This is a genomic window from Actinomadura rayongensis (assembly GCF_009831215.1).
GTDB lineage: Bacteria > Actinomycetota > Actinomycetes > Streptosporangiales > Streptosporangiaceae > Spirillospora > Spirillospora rayongensis.
This window is the reverse complement of the sequence record NZ_WUTW01000008.1, coordinates 154,224-168,298: the sequence shown is the minus strand read 5'-3', so window position 1 is coordinate 168,298 and position 14,075 is coordinate 154,224. Positions and strand designations below refer to the sequence as shown.

At 71.4% G+C, this 14,075-nt stretch carries 21 protein-coding genes; 14 read left to right on the top strand and 7 right to left on the bottom strand.

Annotated features, from left to right (window positions below):
• Window positions 1-51 precede the first annotated feature (51 nt).
• Complete coding sequence (locus GQ466_RS27260; protein WP_237418420.1) at window positions 52-414, bottom strand: hypothetical protein; 363 nt, start codon at window positions 412-414, stop codon at window positions 52-54.
• A gap of 228 nt (window positions 415-642) precedes the next feature.
• Between GQ466_RS27260 and GQ466_RS27255 the strand changes: the two genes are divergently transcribed.
• The 8 genes from GQ466_RS27255 to GQ466_RS31085 all read left to right on the top strand — a co-directional run bounded on the left by GQ466_RS27255 (window position 643) and on the right by GQ466_RS31085 (window position 4,529).
• Window positions 643-1,398: a helix-turn-helix domain-containing protein gene (locus GQ466_RS27255; protein WP_161105915.1), complete on the top strand. Its 756-nt coding sequence runs from the start codon at window positions 643-645 to the stop codon at window positions 1,396-1,398.
• Window positions 1,382-1,591, top strand: coding sequence for a DUF397 domain-containing protein (locus GQ466_RS27250; protein WP_161105914.1), 210 nt, complete (start codon window positions 1,382-1,384; stop codon window positions 1,589-1,591). Before GQ466_RS27255 ends, GQ466_RS27250 begins: the two co-directional genes overlap by 17 nt.
• 509 nt (window positions 1,592-2,100) lie before the next feature.
• On the top strand, window positions 2,101-2,664 hold the full coding sequence (locus GQ466_RS27245) for a hypothetical protein (RefSeq protein WP_161105913.1): 564 nt from the start codon (window positions 2,101-2,103) through the stop codon (window positions 2,662-2,664).
• Between the two features lie 56 nt (window positions 2,665-2,720).
• Window positions 2,721-3,053, top strand: coding sequence for a hypothetical protein (locus GQ466_RS27240; protein WP_161105912.1), 333 nt, complete (start codon window positions 2,721-2,723; stop codon window positions 3,051-3,053).
• 3 nt (window positions 3,054-3,056) lie between these two features.
• Window positions 3,057-3,254 (top strand): hypothetical protein, encoded by a 198-nt coding sequence (locus GQ466_RS27235; RefSeq protein WP_161105911.1) that lies wholly within the window; start codon window positions 3,057-3,059, stop codon window positions 3,252-3,254.
• Entirely contained in the window at window positions 3,247-3,414 is a 168-nt protein-coding gene (locus GQ466_RS27230) for a hypothetical protein (protein WP_161105910.1), read from the top strand. The genes GQ466_RS27235 and GQ466_RS27230 overlap by 8 nt, the downstream gene beginning before the upstream one ends.
• Window positions 3,407-4,141: a CHAP domain-containing protein gene (locus GQ466_RS27225; RefSeq protein WP_161105909.1), complete on the top strand. Its 735-nt coding sequence runs from the start codon at window positions 3,407-3,409 to the stop codon at window positions 4,139-4,141. Before GQ466_RS27230 ends, GQ466_RS27225 begins: the two co-directional genes overlap by 8 nt.
• A gap of 154 nt (window positions 4,142-4,295) precedes the next feature.
• A complete protein-coding gene (locus GQ466_RS31085; protein ID WP_202421182.1) occupies window positions 4,296-4,529 on the top strand; it encodes an HNH endonuclease signature motif containing protein in 234 nt (77 codons plus the stop codon).
• Window positions 4,530-4,760: 231 nt separating this feature from the next.
• On the opposite strand, the gene GQ466_RS27215 is transcribed toward GQ466_RS31085, so the two are convergent.
• The 4 genes from GQ466_RS27215 to GQ466_RS27200 form a co-directional block, all read right to left on the bottom strand.
• Complete coding sequence (locus tag GQ466_RS27215) at window positions 4,761-5,612, bottom strand: hypothetical protein (RefSeq protein ID WP_161105907.1); 852 nt, start codon at window positions 5,610-5,612, stop codon at window positions 4,761-4,763.
• Window positions 5,605-6,348 carry a hypothetical protein gene (locus GQ466_RS27210; RefSeq protein ID WP_161105906.1) on the bottom strand — a complete coding sequence of 248 codons (744 nt, stop codon included), beginning with the start codon at window positions 6,346-6,348 and terminating at the stop codon, window positions 5,605-5,607. Before GQ466_RS27210 ends, GQ466_RS27215 begins: the two co-directional genes overlap by 8 nt.
• Complete coding sequence (locus GQ466_RS27205; protein ID WP_161105905.1) at window positions 6,345-6,791, bottom strand: DUF6573 family protein; 447 nt, start codon at window positions 6,789-6,791, stop codon at window positions 6,345-6,347. Before GQ466_RS27205 ends, GQ466_RS27210 begins: the two co-directional genes overlap by 4 nt.
• Before the next feature lie 118 nt (window positions 6,792-6,909).
• Window positions 6,910-7,671, bottom strand: coding sequence for a hypothetical protein (locus tag GQ466_RS27200; RefSeq protein WP_161105904.1), 762 nt, complete (start codon window positions 7,669-7,671; stop codon window positions 6,910-6,912).
• A 187-nt stretch (window positions 7,672-7,858) separates the two neighbouring features.
• On the opposite strand from GQ466_RS27200, the gene GQ466_RS27195 reads away from it, so the two are divergent.
• Entirely contained in the window at window positions 7,859-8,836 is a 978-nt protein-coding gene (locus GQ466_RS27195; RefSeq protein WP_161105903.1) for an SPASM domain-containing protein, read from the top strand.
• 3 nt (window positions 8,837-8,839) lie between these two features.
• Window positions 8,840-9,739 carry a DNA (cytosine-5-)-methyltransferase gene (locus GQ466_RS27190; protein ID WP_161105902.1) on the top strand — a complete coding sequence of 300 codons (900 nt, stop codon included), beginning with the start codon at window positions 8,840-8,842 and terminating at the stop codon, window positions 9,737-9,739.
• Window positions 9,740-9,757: 18 nt separating this feature from the next.
• Here the strand turns inward: GQ466_RS27190 and GQ466_RS27185 are convergent, their stop codons facing one another.
• Both GQ466_RS27185 and GQ466_RS27180 read right to left on the bottom strand, forming a co-directional pair.
• A complete protein-coding gene (locus tag GQ466_RS27185; protein ID WP_161105901.1) occupies window positions 9,758-10,006 on the bottom strand; it encodes a hypothetical protein in 249 nt (82 codons plus the stop codon).
• A gap of 371 nt (window positions 10,007-10,377) precedes the next feature.
• Window positions 10,378-10,644 carry a hypothetical protein gene (locus tag GQ466_RS27180; protein ID WP_161105900.1) on the bottom strand — a complete coding sequence of 89 codons (267 nt, stop codon included), beginning with the start codon at window positions 10,642-10,644 and terminating at the stop codon, window positions 10,378-10,380.
• 294 nt (window positions 10,645-10,938) lie between these two features.
• Here GQ466_RS27180 and GQ466_RS27175 point away from each other — a divergent pair, with 294 nt between their 5' ends.
• Genes GQ466_RS27175 through GQ466_RS27160 form a run of 4 tightly spaced genes read left to right on the top strand, consistent with a single transcriptional unit; the run spans window position 10,939 to window position 14,075 of the window.
• Window positions 10,939-11,715, top strand: a complete 777-nt coding sequence (locus GQ466_RS27175; RefSeq protein WP_161105899.1) for a ParB/RepB/Spo0J family partition protein — start codon at window positions 10,939-10,941, stop codon at window positions 11,713-11,715.
• Window positions 11,715-12,707, top strand: coding sequence for a glycosyltransferase family protein (locus tag GQ466_RS27170; protein ID WP_161105898.1), 993 nt, complete (start codon window positions 11,715-11,717; stop codon window positions 12,705-12,707). Before GQ466_RS27175 ends, GQ466_RS27170 begins: the two co-directional genes overlap by 1 nt.
• Before the next feature lie 5 nt (window positions 12,708-12,712).
• The gene (locus tag GQ466_RS27165) at window positions 12,713-13,648 is read left to right on the top strand and encodes a hypothetical protein (protein WP_446678598.1); all 936 of its coding nucleotides are present in this window, start codon (window positions 12,713-12,715) and stop codon (window positions 13,646-13,648) included.
• A complete protein-coding gene (locus GQ466_RS27160) occupies window positions 13,623-14,075 on the top strand; it encodes a phage terminase small subunit P27 family (protein ID WP_161105896.1) in 453 nt (150 codons plus the stop codon). The genes GQ466_RS27165 and GQ466_RS27160 overlap by 26 nt, the downstream gene beginning before the upstream one ends.

Sequence of the window (14,075 nt, the reverse complement as noted above, 5' to 3'; positions counted from 1 at the left end):
GGACTGCCGTGCCTGCGTCGCGGGGCGGTCACACGCCGTCTGAACATCGGCCTACATCTCCGGGTTGATCACGCGACCGATCGCCTCGGCGGCCTCGGCGGGGTCGGTCGGCAGATCCTCGCCCCACTGCCACACCGCGCGAAGCGACCCGTCCTTGGCGACGCGCCGGAGGCGGATGTCCTCCCCGTTGCCCATCGTTCCGCCGCCCTGGACGCGCAGGTACGGCGTCCCCATGCCGTACGGCTGCCGGATCGCGGCGTTGAACCCGCCGACCTTTTCCAACGCCTCCAATAGGGAGCCGAGGAACGACCGCTCGTCGGCGTAGGGGGCGGGCTGCTCGGTGGCCTGCTCCGGGGCGTCGATCGGGCCGCTGTCCGGCAAGGTCTTGAGTCGTCGCGGGGTGTCGATGGCCATGATCGCTCGCCTTCATGCGGGGTCAGGTGTTCTGATCCACAGGCTGGCCCGCGAGAAGTACGCTCAGGAACCCCCATCAAAGTCAATCGGCGAATTACCCACGGAGGCGCGGCCCGCATGTCCAATCCCCCCCGCGAGCCCGATGAGATTTCTCCCGATGGGTCCGAAGGGTCCTTTTTTGACCCGCGTGAGAGTCTGCGCGCCGAGCTTGCCTACATGATCAGGGTCATGCGGAAGCTCAAGGGTGAGTCCCAGGCCGATCTTGCCAGGGCGCTCTTTGTCTCCCGTGAGCTGGTGACGGCGTGGGAGCGGCAGCGGTCCCTTCCTGACCTGGACCACTGCGCCAAGCTCGATGAGCACTTCGGGACAGGCGAGCTGTTCCGCGTGAGATGGGCGCACTGCCAGCGCGAGCACATCAAGACGTGGTTCGAGAAGTACGCCCGGCACGAGGCCCAAGCGACGGAGATCCGAACCTTCCAGCCGTTGTACGTCCCGGGCTTGCTCCAGACCGAGGGTTATATGCGAATTACCTGGCCCAAAGGTCCCGTGGACGGAGAGCTGATCACCAGGCGAACCGAGCAGCGCGGCGGCATCCTGCGACGCGAGGACCCGCCGCACCTGTTCGCGGTGATCGACGAAGGCGCACTCGTCCGGCCGTTGAAGAACCCCCAGGTCATGCGGCAGCAGCTTCAATATTTGCTGGAGATGGGCGAGCTGCCGCGCGTTCATATCCAGGCCGTGCGGATGACGGACGGGTGGCACTACGGGTTCAACGGCGCGCTCGTGTCCCTGACGATGCCCGACCTCAGCCGCGTTGGATACGTCGAAGCGCAGTTCGGCGGGCGGCTGATCCAAGATCCGGTGGAGGTCGCAGACCTGTCGATACGGTTTGATGAGATCCGGGCTGAAGCGCTGTCCGAGAGCGCCACCCGCGACCTGATCCGCGAGACGATGGAGACGATGCAGGATGATCCAGTGGCGTAAGAGCAGCCACAGCCAGGGCGGCGGTCAGGGCGAGTGCGTTGAGGTGTCGACCAACGTCCCTGCGGCCACCCTGATCCAGGACTCCACGAACCCCGGCCCGCACCTGGCCCTCGCCCCCACCCGCCTGGCCGCGCTGGTCCGGCAGATCAAGACGGGCGCGTTCGACCTCGGCTCCCCGGACCACTCTGCCTAACGTCGCGCCCCGCCGCGAGAGACAACGCCGCATCGCGAGGCCCGGCCACCGCCTACAGGCGGTGCCGGGCCTTCATCATGTCCAGGCCCGGCAAGCGACCCTGCCGAACCGAGCATGGTAATTCCCGCCGTACCGAACCAGGAGGACGCATGAGACGACCCACGACCGGCACGCCGAGCGCTCGGCGCCGCCTGCTCACGGCGGCCGAGATCGAGACCGAGCACGGTATTCCGCGCGGAACGCTCAAGAGCTGGGTGGCGCGCGGCCACCTTCGGGCGTTCGCTCGCGAAGGGCGCGCTCACCTCTACCGCGAGTCGGATGTGCTGGCGTGCGAGCGCGACCGCCGCCGGACTTGCCCTCCGGCCAGGAGTGCAACCATCATGGACTCAGACTTGGGCGCATAGTCGCCCGTTACCAGGCCCGGCCTCCCGATACGGGAGGGACCGGGCCTTTGCCTTGCAGGCCCGGTCCCCGCGGACCGGGCCTTTCTCATGCCAGGAAGGCGGCTGATGGGCACGACGACGACCTACAAGTTCCCGTTCCCGGAGCCGACCGACGCGGCGAACGTGCCGCTGCACCTGGGGAACGCGGTGAAGGCCGTGGACACCGCGCTGAAGGTCGTGGACGACGCCACCAAGCCGCCTCGGGCGCGGGTGGTGTCGGCGTCGGTGCCGGTGTCGAACAACTCCGCGTCGGTCAAGGTCACGTGGTCGTCGGCGGAGTACAAGGTCGGCGGTACGTGGTGGACGAGCGGTGAGTGGCTGACGGTCCCCGTCACGGGCGTCTACCTGATCACCGCCATGAGCGAGTTCGCGATGTTCGGCGGGTCTACCCCGGTAGCGGGAACTGTCCTGGCGGTCGAGATGACCGCCAACGACATCGGCCAGGGCGAGGAGTACCTGTCCGGGCATGGTGAGCGGTTCGAGGCGTTCGCCGTGATCCAGAAGCTCCAGACGACGTTCCACGGGCGGCTGACCGCCGGGCGCAAGGTCAAGGTCCAGCTCGCGCAGAACTCGGGCGCGTCCCGCAACGCCGTCAGCCAGCTCACCGCGACGCTTTTGGCCAAGGACTGAGCGGCGTTGCGGCGGCCCCGGCACCCGCCGGGGCCGTTCCCATGAAAGGGGATCTGATGACTCATCCGCTGCGCTTGGCCGCGCTCGCGCTCGGCATCGCCGCGTGCGGTGCGGTCGCCGTGCTGATCAAGGGAGAGGGCGGCGGGCTGCCGCTGCTCGGCGTGCCGCTGGTGGCGCTGGTGGGCGCTGGCCTGGTCGGCTTGTTCGCCCGCGCGTTCGGGCACTTGCGCCGTTGGGGGCTGTTGATCGGCGCAGGCGCGTTCGTAGCGATGGCCGCTAACGCGCTGACTGACTCGGGGGCGTCGGCCGGTCACTCCACCGCCGCCCTGATCGGGGCGGCCCTGTCCTCCAGCCTGTGGTTCGTCCACGACGTAGACGAGGCCGACTGACCCATGAGCCCCGACCAGGTCAACCAGATCATCTCGCTGCTGTCCGGGCTGCTGACGATCCTCGTTGGCGCGCTGGTGCGGCATTACCTCCCGCCGCGAACCGGCAGCACCGACGAGTCCGCCGACGACGCACCGCCGCCTCAAGTCAAGCCGCCGCCGGCCACGGCCCCGAACCCTCCGAAGGACCCCGCCCATGAGTGACGACGAGCTGATCAACGACGTTGATCCGACCCAGCCCGAACCGATTCCCCCGGCCCCGCGCAGCGGGGCCGCTGTCGTTCCCGAGGACGGCCCGCAGGATGGGCTGCCGCAGGAGCCGGGCAGCGCCGTGGACCAGGACCAGGGGGACGAGGATGAGTAAGGCGGGGATGCTGACGGCCGCGCGGTCCCAGCTCGGCTATCGCGAGAAGGGCGACGGCTACACCAAGTTCGGCGACTGGTACGCCGAGACGCTGCACGCCGGTTCCGGGTTCGTCCGCGCGAGCTGGTGCGACATGTTCATCACGTGGTGTGCGGCCCAGAGCGGCAACACGGCGGCGGTGACGGGCGGGAAGGGGTTCGCCTACACGCCGTTTCACGCCTCGTGGTTCGTGAAGGCGGGCCGGTGGGGCACCAAGCCGAAGGTCGGCGCGATCGTGTTCTACGACTGGGGCGGCTCCCGGAAGGTCAGCGCGATCGACCACGTGGGCATCGTGGAGGCGGTCCACAGCGACGGCAGCGTCACGACGATCGAGGGCAACACGGCGAACGCGGTGATGCGGCGTCGGCGCGCGGCCGGGATCGTCGGCTACGGCTATCCCGCCTACCCCGGCGAGGGCGGCGGTTCGGCACCGGGCAAGCCCAAGCCGGGGACCGGGAAGGCTCCCAAGTGGCCCGGGATCTACCTCAAGACCGGCACGCGCGGCGCGGCGGTGAAGTCCTGGCAGACGCAGATGCGCAAGCGGGGCTGGCGGCTGGCCGCCGATGGCGTCTACGGGGCCGAGTCGCGCGGGGTGTGCGAGGCGTTCCAGGCCGAGAAGCACTTGCGCGTGGACGGCGTCGTGGGGCCGCAGACATGGGCCGCCGCCTGGACGGCCCCGATCACCTAGGCGCGCGACGATGCCCTACCGGCCGCGCCGGTACTGCTCAATGCCCGGGTGCGGAAGTCGGGTCGTTGCCGGCCGGTGCGCCTCATGCCAGCGACGCGCCGAGCGGTGGCGCGGCAGCTCGGCCGAGCGCGGCTACGACGCCCGCTGGTTCGCGGTGCGGAACCGGTACCTGGAGGCGAACCCGTGGTGCGCGTGGTGCGGGCCGCCGACGCTGGCCGCCGAGGTGGACCACATCGACGGACTGGGCCCGCGCGGCCCGCGCGGCTTGGACGCGGGCAACCTGCGGTCGCTGTGCAAGCCGTGCCACTCGGCGCGCACCGCCCGCGACCAGCCGGGCGGGTGGTGGGCGGAGGCCCGCCACAACGGGCCTCGCCGCCCGGGACGCTGAGCGCCAGCAGGGGCGGCAAACGCAAACCGGCCCCACGGTTACCCGTGGGGCCGGTGCTGGCTCCGTAGCGTCGTCCCTGGCGATCTCGTGCCGCTGTTGCTTCCGCGCGGTCGCGACTGCGCGCGGTGAACCGGACGGCCGAACGGCCCCGCCGCGTGCGGCGGGGCCTGACCGGCGGGGGCCGGGTGCGGCTAGGAGTAGGCCAGCGGGACAGGCTCGGCGGCGCGCTGCTCAGCCATCGGTTTCGTCCCCCTTGCCGGTGGCGTCGGTCGCGGGCAGCAGGAGCCCGAGCGGCACCACGACCCGGCGGCGGTCGGGCAGCTCGATGAACTGCACTGGCCGGGACGGGGAGAACAGCTCGACGGGCCGCCCGACCGTGCGGCCCCGTGTTCCCCGGGGCAGGCCCTCCCACGGCCACCCCAGTTCCACCGCGTCGCCTTCGGCGAACCGGTGAAGCTGGTCGTACACCACGCGGGCATGGGCCGGGTCGAACCCGCCGAACGGCCAGCGGTCGGCGCACCAGCGGGCGAACGCCTCGTCCCCGGCGGCGAACCGGTTCAGCACGTCCCGGTAGACGCCGAGGTCGTCATAGTCCACCGCGCGGTCGGCCCACCGCATGAGGCGGCCGTCCAGCACGCGCGGTACGACCCCGAGGTCGGCGACGACCGAAAGGAAGTCCGACGCGGCCTCATCCCAGTAGTCGGCGCTGATGACCTGCGCGCCGACCTCCGGGCCGCAGTCGAGCAGGACCGCGCGCTTGACGTCCAGCACGGTGCGGCGGAACGGGCACACGATCTGCCGGGCGACGAACAGGCGCAGCGTCTCCTGGTCGATGGCCTCGGCGGGGCTGGTGCCGTTGGCGAGCGCCCGCATGATCTCGTCCACCTTGGCCGTCTTCTCCTTCGTGTCCGGGTTCGCCCATGCGGGGCACGGGCCGGTGAGCATGAGCAGGTGGAGCCGGATCGCGTTCAGGTCGCCGATCTCGCGTGCCAGGTTCAGCGACGCCGCGACTTCGGCGCGCTCGGCCGGGGTTTGCGGGTGGTTGATCACGCACCAGCACCGGCGGGTGGGGTCGTCACTCATCGGGGAACGCCTCCTTGATCTGGAGGAGACGCGTCCGGAACTCGGTGAGCGTGAGGTGATTGGTGACCTCGGTGACTCCGGCGTTCCACAGGGCGGCGGCCCCGTACAGGGGTGCGCCAGGGGGCGCGGTGCAGGTCGCGACGACCACGCGCGGCCAGTGCCCGAGCGGCGCGGCCTCCCATGTGACCATCGGCCGCCAGGTGCGGGGCATGGTCGGCAGGAGCCGAATCCACTCGTAGCCGTCATCGGCCGCGTAGAACGGCTCGGCAATGTCGGACGCGCGCCGCTGCAACACCGCGAGCGCCGTCCTACGCGCCTCCCGCCGGGTCGGGCCGGTCGGCACGGCGCGGCCCGTCGGCAGCTCCCGCCCGTCGCGCGGGACGCGGTACTCCATAAGCGTGCCGCGCCGCCAGATCAGCCGCACCCGCTCCGGGCCGGACGGCGGCTCCCACGTCCAGCGCGGGGCGTTGGTGCGGTCGATGCCCTCGGCCACGCGGACACCGCCGGGAAGGTGATGGACCTCCAGGTCTCCAGTGGGTTCGGGCGTGGGGCGCGGGCTGACCGGCGTCAGGCAGCCGAGCGGGACGCGCATCTCGGATCCGCCGACGTCCAGGCGGATGACGACCGTGACCACCTCGCCCCGAGCGTCGCCGACGAAGGTCGCTTCGGCCCCCCGCGCGAGGCGGCCCCACGGGAACGTCAGGCGGACCCGGTCACCGGGGTAGAGCGGGCTCACCGGTCCGCGCCCGTCATGATCGTGAAGACGATGTCGCCGTCGTCGCCCGGGCCGACGTGCAGGTACAGCGGTTCATCCGCCCGCGAGAACCGGAACTGCACCTCGTTGGACCCGGTCTCATCCCGGTGGACGGCGAAGTTCGCGACACGGAGCAGGCGCACCACGTAGGCGCGCTCGTAGCCCGTGAGCGGACGGCCCGGATCGTCGGGCGCGGGGGCCGCGTGGGGGTCGGCGACCGCGCTCCACGCCGCGCGGGTGATCGCCACCGGGGCGAAGAAGCCGCCCATGCGGGCCAGCGGTTCGGGGACGGCGACCAGGCTGCCGTCGGCGAGCATGTCCCGGCGCGTGTAGGCGTGCAAGACCGAACCGAAGAACACGACGATGATGTCGTCGTGCTCGTTCCCACCGTGTTCGGTGGGCTCGTCGGGCGTGCGGAATGTCATGATGGGTGTTGCCTTCCTGCGATGGATGGGTGAATGCCCGGGGCCGGGCCGCTATCCCGGTCCCCTGGGCGAGTGAGGGGCGGCCCCCGTCTGGGGGCCGCCCCGGCTCATGTGGCGGCTACTTCTGCTTCGCCGCCGTGGTGCGGGCGACGTCCAGCAGGCCGCCGAGGGTGTGCGCGCACCCGCCGCAGAAGATCCACGGGTCAGCGGCGTTGGCCTCGGCGATGTCCTTGCGCCGGTAGAAGCCCTTCTCGTCGTGCTCCAGGCAGACCGCCGCCCACTCGAAGACCGGACCGTTGGCGCCGAGGTCTTCAAAGACCTTGGGGGCCTCGGGGCACTCGGCGTGCGCGAGGTTCCACACCTGGGTGATGACGTTGGCGTACCGGCGCTTGCGGTCCACGGTGATCCACTCGGTCGCCTCGGCCTCGGCCTTGCGCTTGGCCTCCTTCTCCTTGGCGAGCGCGGCGGCCTTCTTCTCCGCCTCCTCGGCGGCCTTGAGGTCGGCGGCCTCCTTCTGCTTCTGGGCGACGGCGGCCTTGGCCTGCGCGACCTTGGCGCGGTCCGCGTCGGTCTCCACGCCGTAGGGCGCATCGGCCGGGGCGTCGTCCTGCGCCGGAACGAACGTCTTGTGGATCTTCTCCAGCACCGCGTTGAGCTGCTGGCCGGGGAACCCGGTCTTCTTGTCCAGCCCGTCCCGGTGGGCGGTGATGAGCGCCGTGGCCGCGTGGACGTCGGCGAAGCTGGCCTCGGCCTTGGCCCCGGTGCCGCTGGCGGTCATCAGGCGGGCGGTGTCGCCGTTGAAGACCAGGTCCAGCGCCTCGAACTGCTTGGCCGAGATGCCGGTGATGGTGTGGGCGGTGGCCTCGGTGGTGGCGGTCATGTCGTGCTCCCTCGGGTTGTGCGGTGCGGCCCGTGCCGCTTGGCGTGGCCACACTTTGGCATCCCGTCACTAAACGTGACAAGTCGTCGCAATCCGTGAGATGTCCCATTTGGACGCGCTGCGAACCTCCGAACTCCCCGCCACGAGGACCGATGTCCGTTACCGACCCGTTATCGAAAGGTGCGCCGTGGACTACCGCCAGCCGCCCCCCAACTCCGTCCAGGTCGAACCCGTCGAGGGCTGCAACCTGCGGTGCGCGTTCTGCGGCATCCGGGGCATCCGCGCGAGCACGGGCGACCGCGACCACCTGTCCGGGCCGTACCGGTTCATGGAGCTGGACACCGCCGCGTCCATCGGCCGCCAAGTCACCCGCGCCGGCTGGTCCCCGCGGATCGAACTGGCTGTTCACGGGGAGCCCACCCGCCACCCCGACCTGCCGGGCCTGGTCGCCGCGCTGCGCCGGGGCCTGCCCGCCAAGTCCCCGATCATGATCACCACCAACGGCGTCCCGCTGCTGGACGACTGGGACGCCAAACTCGCCGCGCTGTTCCGCGCCGGGGCCGACACGATCGCCGTGGACGACTACAAGCCGCACCGCTGCCGCGCCGCCGTGCTCGGCACCGGCCTGCCCGGCGTCGCCGTCCACCGCTACCCGGAGGGCGGACCCGGCGCCAACCCGCACCGCCGCCCCCGCCGGGGCGAGCGGCGGCTGATCCTCATCGCCGACATCGCCAGCGAGACCGAGGGCAACCACGCGCACCTGTCCAACCACGCGGGCGCGGCCGGACCGCCGGACGCCTCACGGTCCGCTGAGCGATGCGCACTGCCGTTCCGCGAGATCACCGTGCGGTGGGACGGGTCGGTCGCGCTGTGCTGCAACGACTGGCGCGGCGCCTTCAAGCTCGGCAACGTCCGCGCGGCGCCGCTCGGCGAGCTATGGCACCACCCGGCCTTGTACGCCGCACGGCGGCGGCTCATGGCGCATGGGCGCGACTTCGCGCCGTGCGCGGGATGCACGCACCGCACGCCGAGGAACGGCCTGCTGCCCGACCGGATGGGCAAGGCCGCCATGCCCCCGCCCCGCCCCGGCGATGACGCCCTCCTCGCCGGGGTGGTCGCGGGCCAGCCGTACACCCTGTCCGTCCTGCGCCCGTGGGAACGGTGACCCGTGCGGGCCGTCTCGCTGTTCTCCGGGATCGGCGCGTTCGACCTCGCCGCCCGCCGCGCGGGACTCGACGTCGGCGTCGCCGTCGAGATCGACGCCGCCTGCCGGGGCGTCCTCGCCCACCACTGGCCCGGCCAACGACTCCACCACGACGTCAGGGAGGTGACCGCCGATGACCTCGGACCAGCCGAAGTCATGCTCGCCGGATGGCCGTGCCAAGACCTCAGCCTCGCCGGGCGAAGGCGCGGGCTCGCTGGGACGCGCTCGTCGCTCTGGTGGGAGGTCTCCCGACTCGCCGAGCAGATGCGGCCGTCCTGGATCGTCCTGGAGAACGTGCCGGGTCTGCTCACCAGTCAGCGCGGGGCCGCCTTCGCCGCCGTCCTGCGGTCGCTGGCCGGACTCGGGTACGGCCTGGCGTGGCGGGTGCTCGACGCGCAGTTCTTCGGCTTGGCCCAGCAACGCCGCCGAGTGTTCGTACTCGGACATCTCGGAGATCGAGCAGGACGAGCCGCCGCCGCCGAAGTTCTTCTTGACCCCGGCCGGAGCGCGGTACGTCCTCCGGCGGCTCGCCGCACGCGGGAGACGGTGTCCGCCCTCACTGCATGGGGCCTTGGTGGAGGTGGCCCAGACCCCAAACACGCTCAAGCCGGATGGCTCCGCCCCGTCGTCCTGCACGGTCGCCCCGCCGTCCGCAAGCTGACGCCCCTGGAATGCGAGCGGCTGATGGGACTCCCAGATAATTGGACCCGCTACGCCGACCGGGCCGGGCGCACCCGCGAGCAGAGCGACACCGCCCGGTACCGCCAAGTCGGCAACGCCCTACCGGTCCCGGTGGCGTCCTGGGTCCTGGCGGGCATAGCAAAAGCCCCCGGCCGCTGGCCGGGGGCTTGCGGCCCGCGCTGAACAGCGCGGGCCGGGAGGCTAGTAGCCCAGCAGGGCCTCCGCCTCCTTCGCACCCTTGTTCGCCCAGGTGTACGCCTCCTCGTCGTCCATGAGGGTGATGTCCTTGCCGGTCGCGTAGAAGTACTCCTTCTCCAGCTCCTTCAGCTCGGTCGAGACGTCCTCGTCGCAGTCGAACGGGTCGGCGGCGGTCAGGACGGTGTACCGGTACCGGATCTTCCCCAGCCGCGCCGCGACCTCGGGGTCCGTGGGGTCGTAGTAGTCACACATTGTTATCTCCTTTTCCGAGGGGTCGGGGCCGTTTGGCCGGGGGTTTGTGTTGCTTGCGTAGCTAAACACTAGCGCTCCAACCTGGACATATGCACCCTAAGTGGATTGAAAGTCACTTAGTGTTACAGTCCCGCAACAGCACCTAGGTCCCTACGTTTCATCACTATGTGTAGTGAGCAGGGCTTTTGCTCCGGGGCGATGCGCCCCCGGGTCCGGGGGTCGGCGGCGCACTACCGGTTCCGGCGGCGTCCCGGGTGCTGGACTGGGGTGCGCTTGGCCCCGCGCGCCGCACCGCCTCCCGATACAGCGGGACCCGGAGACGCAAAATGGGGCCGCCCGTTGCGGGCGACCCCATGTATTGGCCGGGTTGGTCAGGCTCGATAGAGCCGGTAGGCGTCCGCGTAGCCCCGCCGGAGGTAGGCGAAGGTGGTCCAGGGCGCCCGCCGGTTCATGTCCTCCAGAACCTGCTTGGCGTGGGCGTCCCGGGCGTAGGCGACGTGGTAGTCCCGCTGCACGATGACGTCGGGGCCGTAAGTGGCGAGCAGGTACCCGGCCAGGTACGCCCGCAGGGCCGCCATGTCCATGACGCTGAGGTCGGCGACGGACGCCTTGGCGAAGCCCTCGTACCCGTAGTCCATGTCCGTACTCCTTCCGTCCGGCCTACCCCGGCGGGGCGGTGCGTGTACCCACACACTAGGTCACAAATCGTGACAAGTTGGACACGTAACGTCACTAGTTACAGGGCCGTTGCAGTTCGACGCAGCGCCGTTACAGCCCCCGCGCTTCCCGCCGCCCAGCCGTGATTACGCAGCGTGCCCGCCGGGGTGGGGGGTGACCCCCCGACCGGACCCCCGGCTACCCGGCGGCTAGGCCCGCGCACCCGCGCCACGGTTTCGCCCGAAAAGTTGGTAACCCTCAGTTACGGAGAGACGATGCAGCTTCCCGACCAGCGGTACGAAGTGGTCCCGATCGACCAGGTCCAGCCGCACCCCGACAACCCCCGCCGGGGCGACACCGACGCCATCGCCGATTCGGTCGAGGCGAACGGGTGGTACGGCGCGGTCGTCGCCCAGCGCAGCACCGGGCACATCCTGGTCGGGACGCACCGCTGGCTTGCGCTCCAGTCCAAGCGGGCGAACGAGATCCCGGTCATCTGGCTCGACGTCTCCGATGACCGCGCCAAGCGGGTGATGCTCGCCGACAACCGCACCGCCGACCGCGCGGTCTACGACGACGCCGGGCTCCTGTCGCTGCTGGAAGACCTCGCCGCGTCTCCGAACGTGCTGGCGGGCACCGGCTATGGCCTGGACGAGCTGGAAGACCTGCGCGCCGAGCTGGACGTCATCCCGACCGTCACCCCGCCGAGCACGGACGCGGCCTACGCCGAGACGCCCGAAGAGGAAGACGCCCGGGTCGCCGCGCTCGGGCACAACTCGCGCAACGCCGCCGGGCTGCGGGAACTCGTGGTGGTGCTGCCTCTGGCGCGGCACGGCGCGGCAATGGCCCGGCTCGCCGAACTGCGGAAGGTCGCAGGCGACGAGGTGTCGTCGGGGGAAGTGGTCCTCGCCGCGCTGAACCTCGCCGACCCCGCCGCGCTCGTCGCCGAGCTGGTCGCGCTGCGCACCGCCGATGACCAGGCCGACGACGACCAGGAGCACGACGGCCAGGAGGACGCGGACGGTGGCGCGGGTGACGGCGAGGCCGCCTGATGCACGTTCACCTCGCCTACCTCGCACAGCCGACGCGCGGCGGGTGGCCCACCTACACCGCGCACCTGGCCGAAGGGCTGCGGCGAGCCGGGCACGAGGTCCACCTGTGGCGGGTGACGCGCCGCGCCGAGCACCGGCCCCGCCCGTTCCGCCACCTGACCTACCAGAACACCACCCTGGACCGGCTGGCGGAGATCGCCCGGCTTCAACCGCTGCACATCACCGCCGCCGCCCCGGCGCAGGCCGATCAGGTCGCCGAGCTGATCGACGCGGGCGCGTCCATCACCGTCCACGACCCGACCGAGCTGCGCGGGGAGATGCCGGGCGCGTTGTCGGGCACCCGCCGGCCGGTGGTCGTCATCCGCGCGACCGTCGCCGAGCACGTCGCCGCGCTCGGGCTGCCCGCCGTCCACGTCGCCCACCCCTACGCGCGCTCGCCGCACCCGGCCCCGGCCCGCACTCGCCACGCCGTCAGCTTCGCCCGCTTGGACTGGGACAAGCACACCGACGCCATCGCGGCGGCGAACACCCGGCTTGCGCCCGGCAAGCGCGTCGAGCTGCACGGCGCGGAGAACCGGCTGTTCACCCACCACAAGCTCACCGCGGACTTCCCCGGCTGGCGCCGCTCTTACCGGGGGCCGTTCGACACCCGCGACCTATGGGCGGGCGCGGGGTTGGCCGCGTCCGCGCACTGGGCCGTGGACATGTCCACCATCGACGGGGACGGCGGCGGCACGCAGTACACCCACCTGGAAGCCCTCGACGGCGGGGCGCGACTGCTGCTGAACGCCGGATGGTTCGGCACCGGGCACGACGACCCGCTGCTGCGCGCGGTCGCGGTCACCGCCGACCCCGGCGAGCTGGCCGCCGTACTTGCCGAACCGCCGGGCGCGGCCCCGCCCGGCACAGTGGCCGCGCTGCTGGCGCGGCACGCCGCGCACCGCCAGGCCGCCCGGCTCCTGGACGCCCACCAACGAAGGACGGTCCCGTGATCGAGATGCGGCTACGCACCCGGACCCATCCCGACGCGCTCACCGGGATGCGCGGGAAGGTGCTCGGCGACGCTGACCACGACGTCCTGTTGACCGGCCCGGCCCGCGTGCTGATGCCCGACGGCCGTCCGCTGTGCGTGTACCTGCCCGGCCACCTATCGCCCGTCCTCGCCGACCATCCCGAGGTCTACGAGGTGCTGCATGGACTCCGCAACCTCAAGAGCGACAACCGGGGCCTTGCGTCGGGGACACGGCGGCGGCCGATCCCCGGGCAGCAGCGCACCCGCGCCAAGCGAATCGCCTCAGCCGTGATCGGCTCGCTGGAGACCGCGCAGCGCCAGACGTACTGCCGGTTGACCGCCTGGACCGGGGACCACCTGCCCGAGTACGAGCGACTGCGCCCGCTACTGCGGTCAATGTCGGCCGCGCTCGCCGAGCACGTGCCCGACCGGCACGCCGCCCAAGCCGCCGAGGTCGCCCGCACCCACGCCGACTACATCGTCCCCGGCACCGTGTTCTCGACGGTCACCGTCAACAACACCTACCCGACCGGTGTCCACCAGGACGCCGGAGACCTGGCCGCCGGGTTCTCCACCCTCGCCGTCCTGCGGCGCGGCGCCTACAGCGGGGGCCGCCTGGTCTTCCCCGAATGGCGCATCGCCGCCGACATGGCGGACGGCGACCTGATGCTGATGGACGCCCACCAATGGCACGGCAACACCGCCATGAGCTGCCCGCACGGGGTGCGGGACGACCGGATGCGCGCATGCTGCGGAGCCGAACGGATCTCGGTCGTGGCCTACTTCCGCGAGCGCATGACCGGCTGCGGACCGCTCGCCGAGGAAGCCCGCAAAGCCGAAGCCATCGCCGAGAAACGCAACCAGTTCGCAGGCAAGCTCACGGAGGCTGATCTGTATGGGACGACGCGGCCCCGCACCTAAACCCACGTCGCTCCGCGTCCTGCACGGAGAAAAGCCCTACCGGATCAACACCGACGAACCCCAGCCCGCCGAAGGACTTCCCCAACCGCCGGCAGAGCTAGACGAAGCCGGACGCGCGATCTGGGACCACGTCGTCGCCGAACTGGCCGCCATGCGGCTCGCCCACCGCGCCGACACCGCCGCCCTGCACGCCTACGTCGAAGCCGTCGAACTGCACGCCCAAGCCTCGGTCATGGTCCACCGGGCCGGGCCACTCATCAAGGACCGCGACGGGGCCGTGCGCACCAACCCCGCCGTCCGCGTCCAGCGGGAGGCGGCTCGGACGATGCTGACGCTCGCCCGCGAGTTCGGCCTGACCCCGGCAAGCCGCGTTCACCTGGCCGTCGAGCACGTCGCCGAGGACGCCGCCGCGCGGCTACTCGGCTAG

What these genes read in the sequence shown, in the direction of transcription:
- GQ466_RS27225 (WP_161105909.1), top strand. Translation starts at nt 3,407, where the DNA reads ATGAGTAAGGCGGGGATGCTGACGGCCGCGCGGTCCCAGCTCGGCTAT.
- GQ466_RS27180 (WP_161105900.1), bottom strand. Translation starts at nt 10,644, where the DNA reads ATGGACTACGGGTACGAGGGCTTCGCCAAGGCGTCCGTCGCCGACCTC.
- GQ466_RS27250 (WP_161105914.1), top strand. Translation starts at nt 1,382, where the DNA reads ATGATCCAGTGGCGTAAGAGCAGCCACAGCCAGGGCGGCGGTCAGGGC.
- GQ466_RS27245 (WP_161105913.1), top strand. Translation starts at nt 2,101, where the DNA reads ATGGGCACGACGACGACCTACAAGTTCCCGTTCCCGGAGCCGACCGAC.
- GQ466_RS27215 (WP_161105907.1), bottom strand. Translation starts at nt 5,612, where the DNA reads ATGAGTGACGACCCCACCCGCCGGTGCTGGTGCGTGATCAACCACCCG.
- GQ466_RS27230 (WP_161105910.1), top strand. Translation starts at nt 3,247, where the DNA reads ATGAGTGACGACGAGCTGATCAACGACGTTGATCCGACCCAGCCCGAA.
- GQ466_RS27175 (WP_161105899.1), top strand. Translation starts at nt 10,939, where the DNA reads ATGCAGCTTCCCGACCAGCGGTACGAAGTGGTCCCGATCGACCAGGTC.
- GQ466_RS27255 (WP_161105915.1), top strand. Translation starts at nt 643, where the DNA reads ATGCGGAAGCTCAAGGGTGAGTCCCAGGCCGATCTTGCCAGGGCGCTC.
- GQ466_RS27205 (WP_161105905.1), bottom strand. Translation starts at nt 6,791, where the DNA reads ATGACATTCCGCACGCCCGACGAGCCCACCGAACACGGTGGGAACGAG.
- GQ466_RS27170 (WP_161105898.1), top strand. Translation starts at nt 11,715, where the DNA reads ATGCACGTTCACCTCGCCTACCTCGCACAGCCGACGCGCGGCGGGTGG.
- GQ466_RS27165 (WP_446678598.1), top strand. Translation starts at nt 12,713, where the DNA reads ATGCGGCTACGCACCCGGACCCATCCCGACGCGCTCACCGGGATGCGC.
- GQ466_RS27260 (WP_237418420.1), bottom strand. Translation starts at nt 414, where the DNA reads ATGGCCATCGACACCCCGCGACGACTCAAGACCTTGCCGGACAGCGGC.
- GQ466_RS27240 (WP_161105912.1), top strand. Translation starts at nt 2,721, where the DNA reads ATGACTCATCCGCTGCGCTTGGCCGCGCTCGCGCTCGGCATCGCCGCG.
- GQ466_RS27160 (WP_161105896.1), top strand. Translation starts at nt 13,623, where the DNA reads ATGGGACGACGCGGCCCCGCACCTAAACCCACGTCGCTCCGCGTCCTG.
- GQ466_RS27200 (WP_161105904.1), bottom strand. Translation starts at nt 7,671, where the DNA reads ATGACCGCCACCACCGAGGCCACCGCCCACACCATCACCGGCATCTCG.
- GQ466_RS27185 (WP_161105901.1), bottom strand. Translation starts at nt 10,006, where the DNA reads ATGTGTGACTACTACGACCCCACGGACCCCGAGGTCGCGGCGCGGCTG.
- GQ466_RS27235 (WP_161105911.1), top strand. Translation starts at nt 3,057, where the DNA reads ATGAGCCCCGACCAGGTCAACCAGATCATCTCGCTGCTGTCCGGGCTG.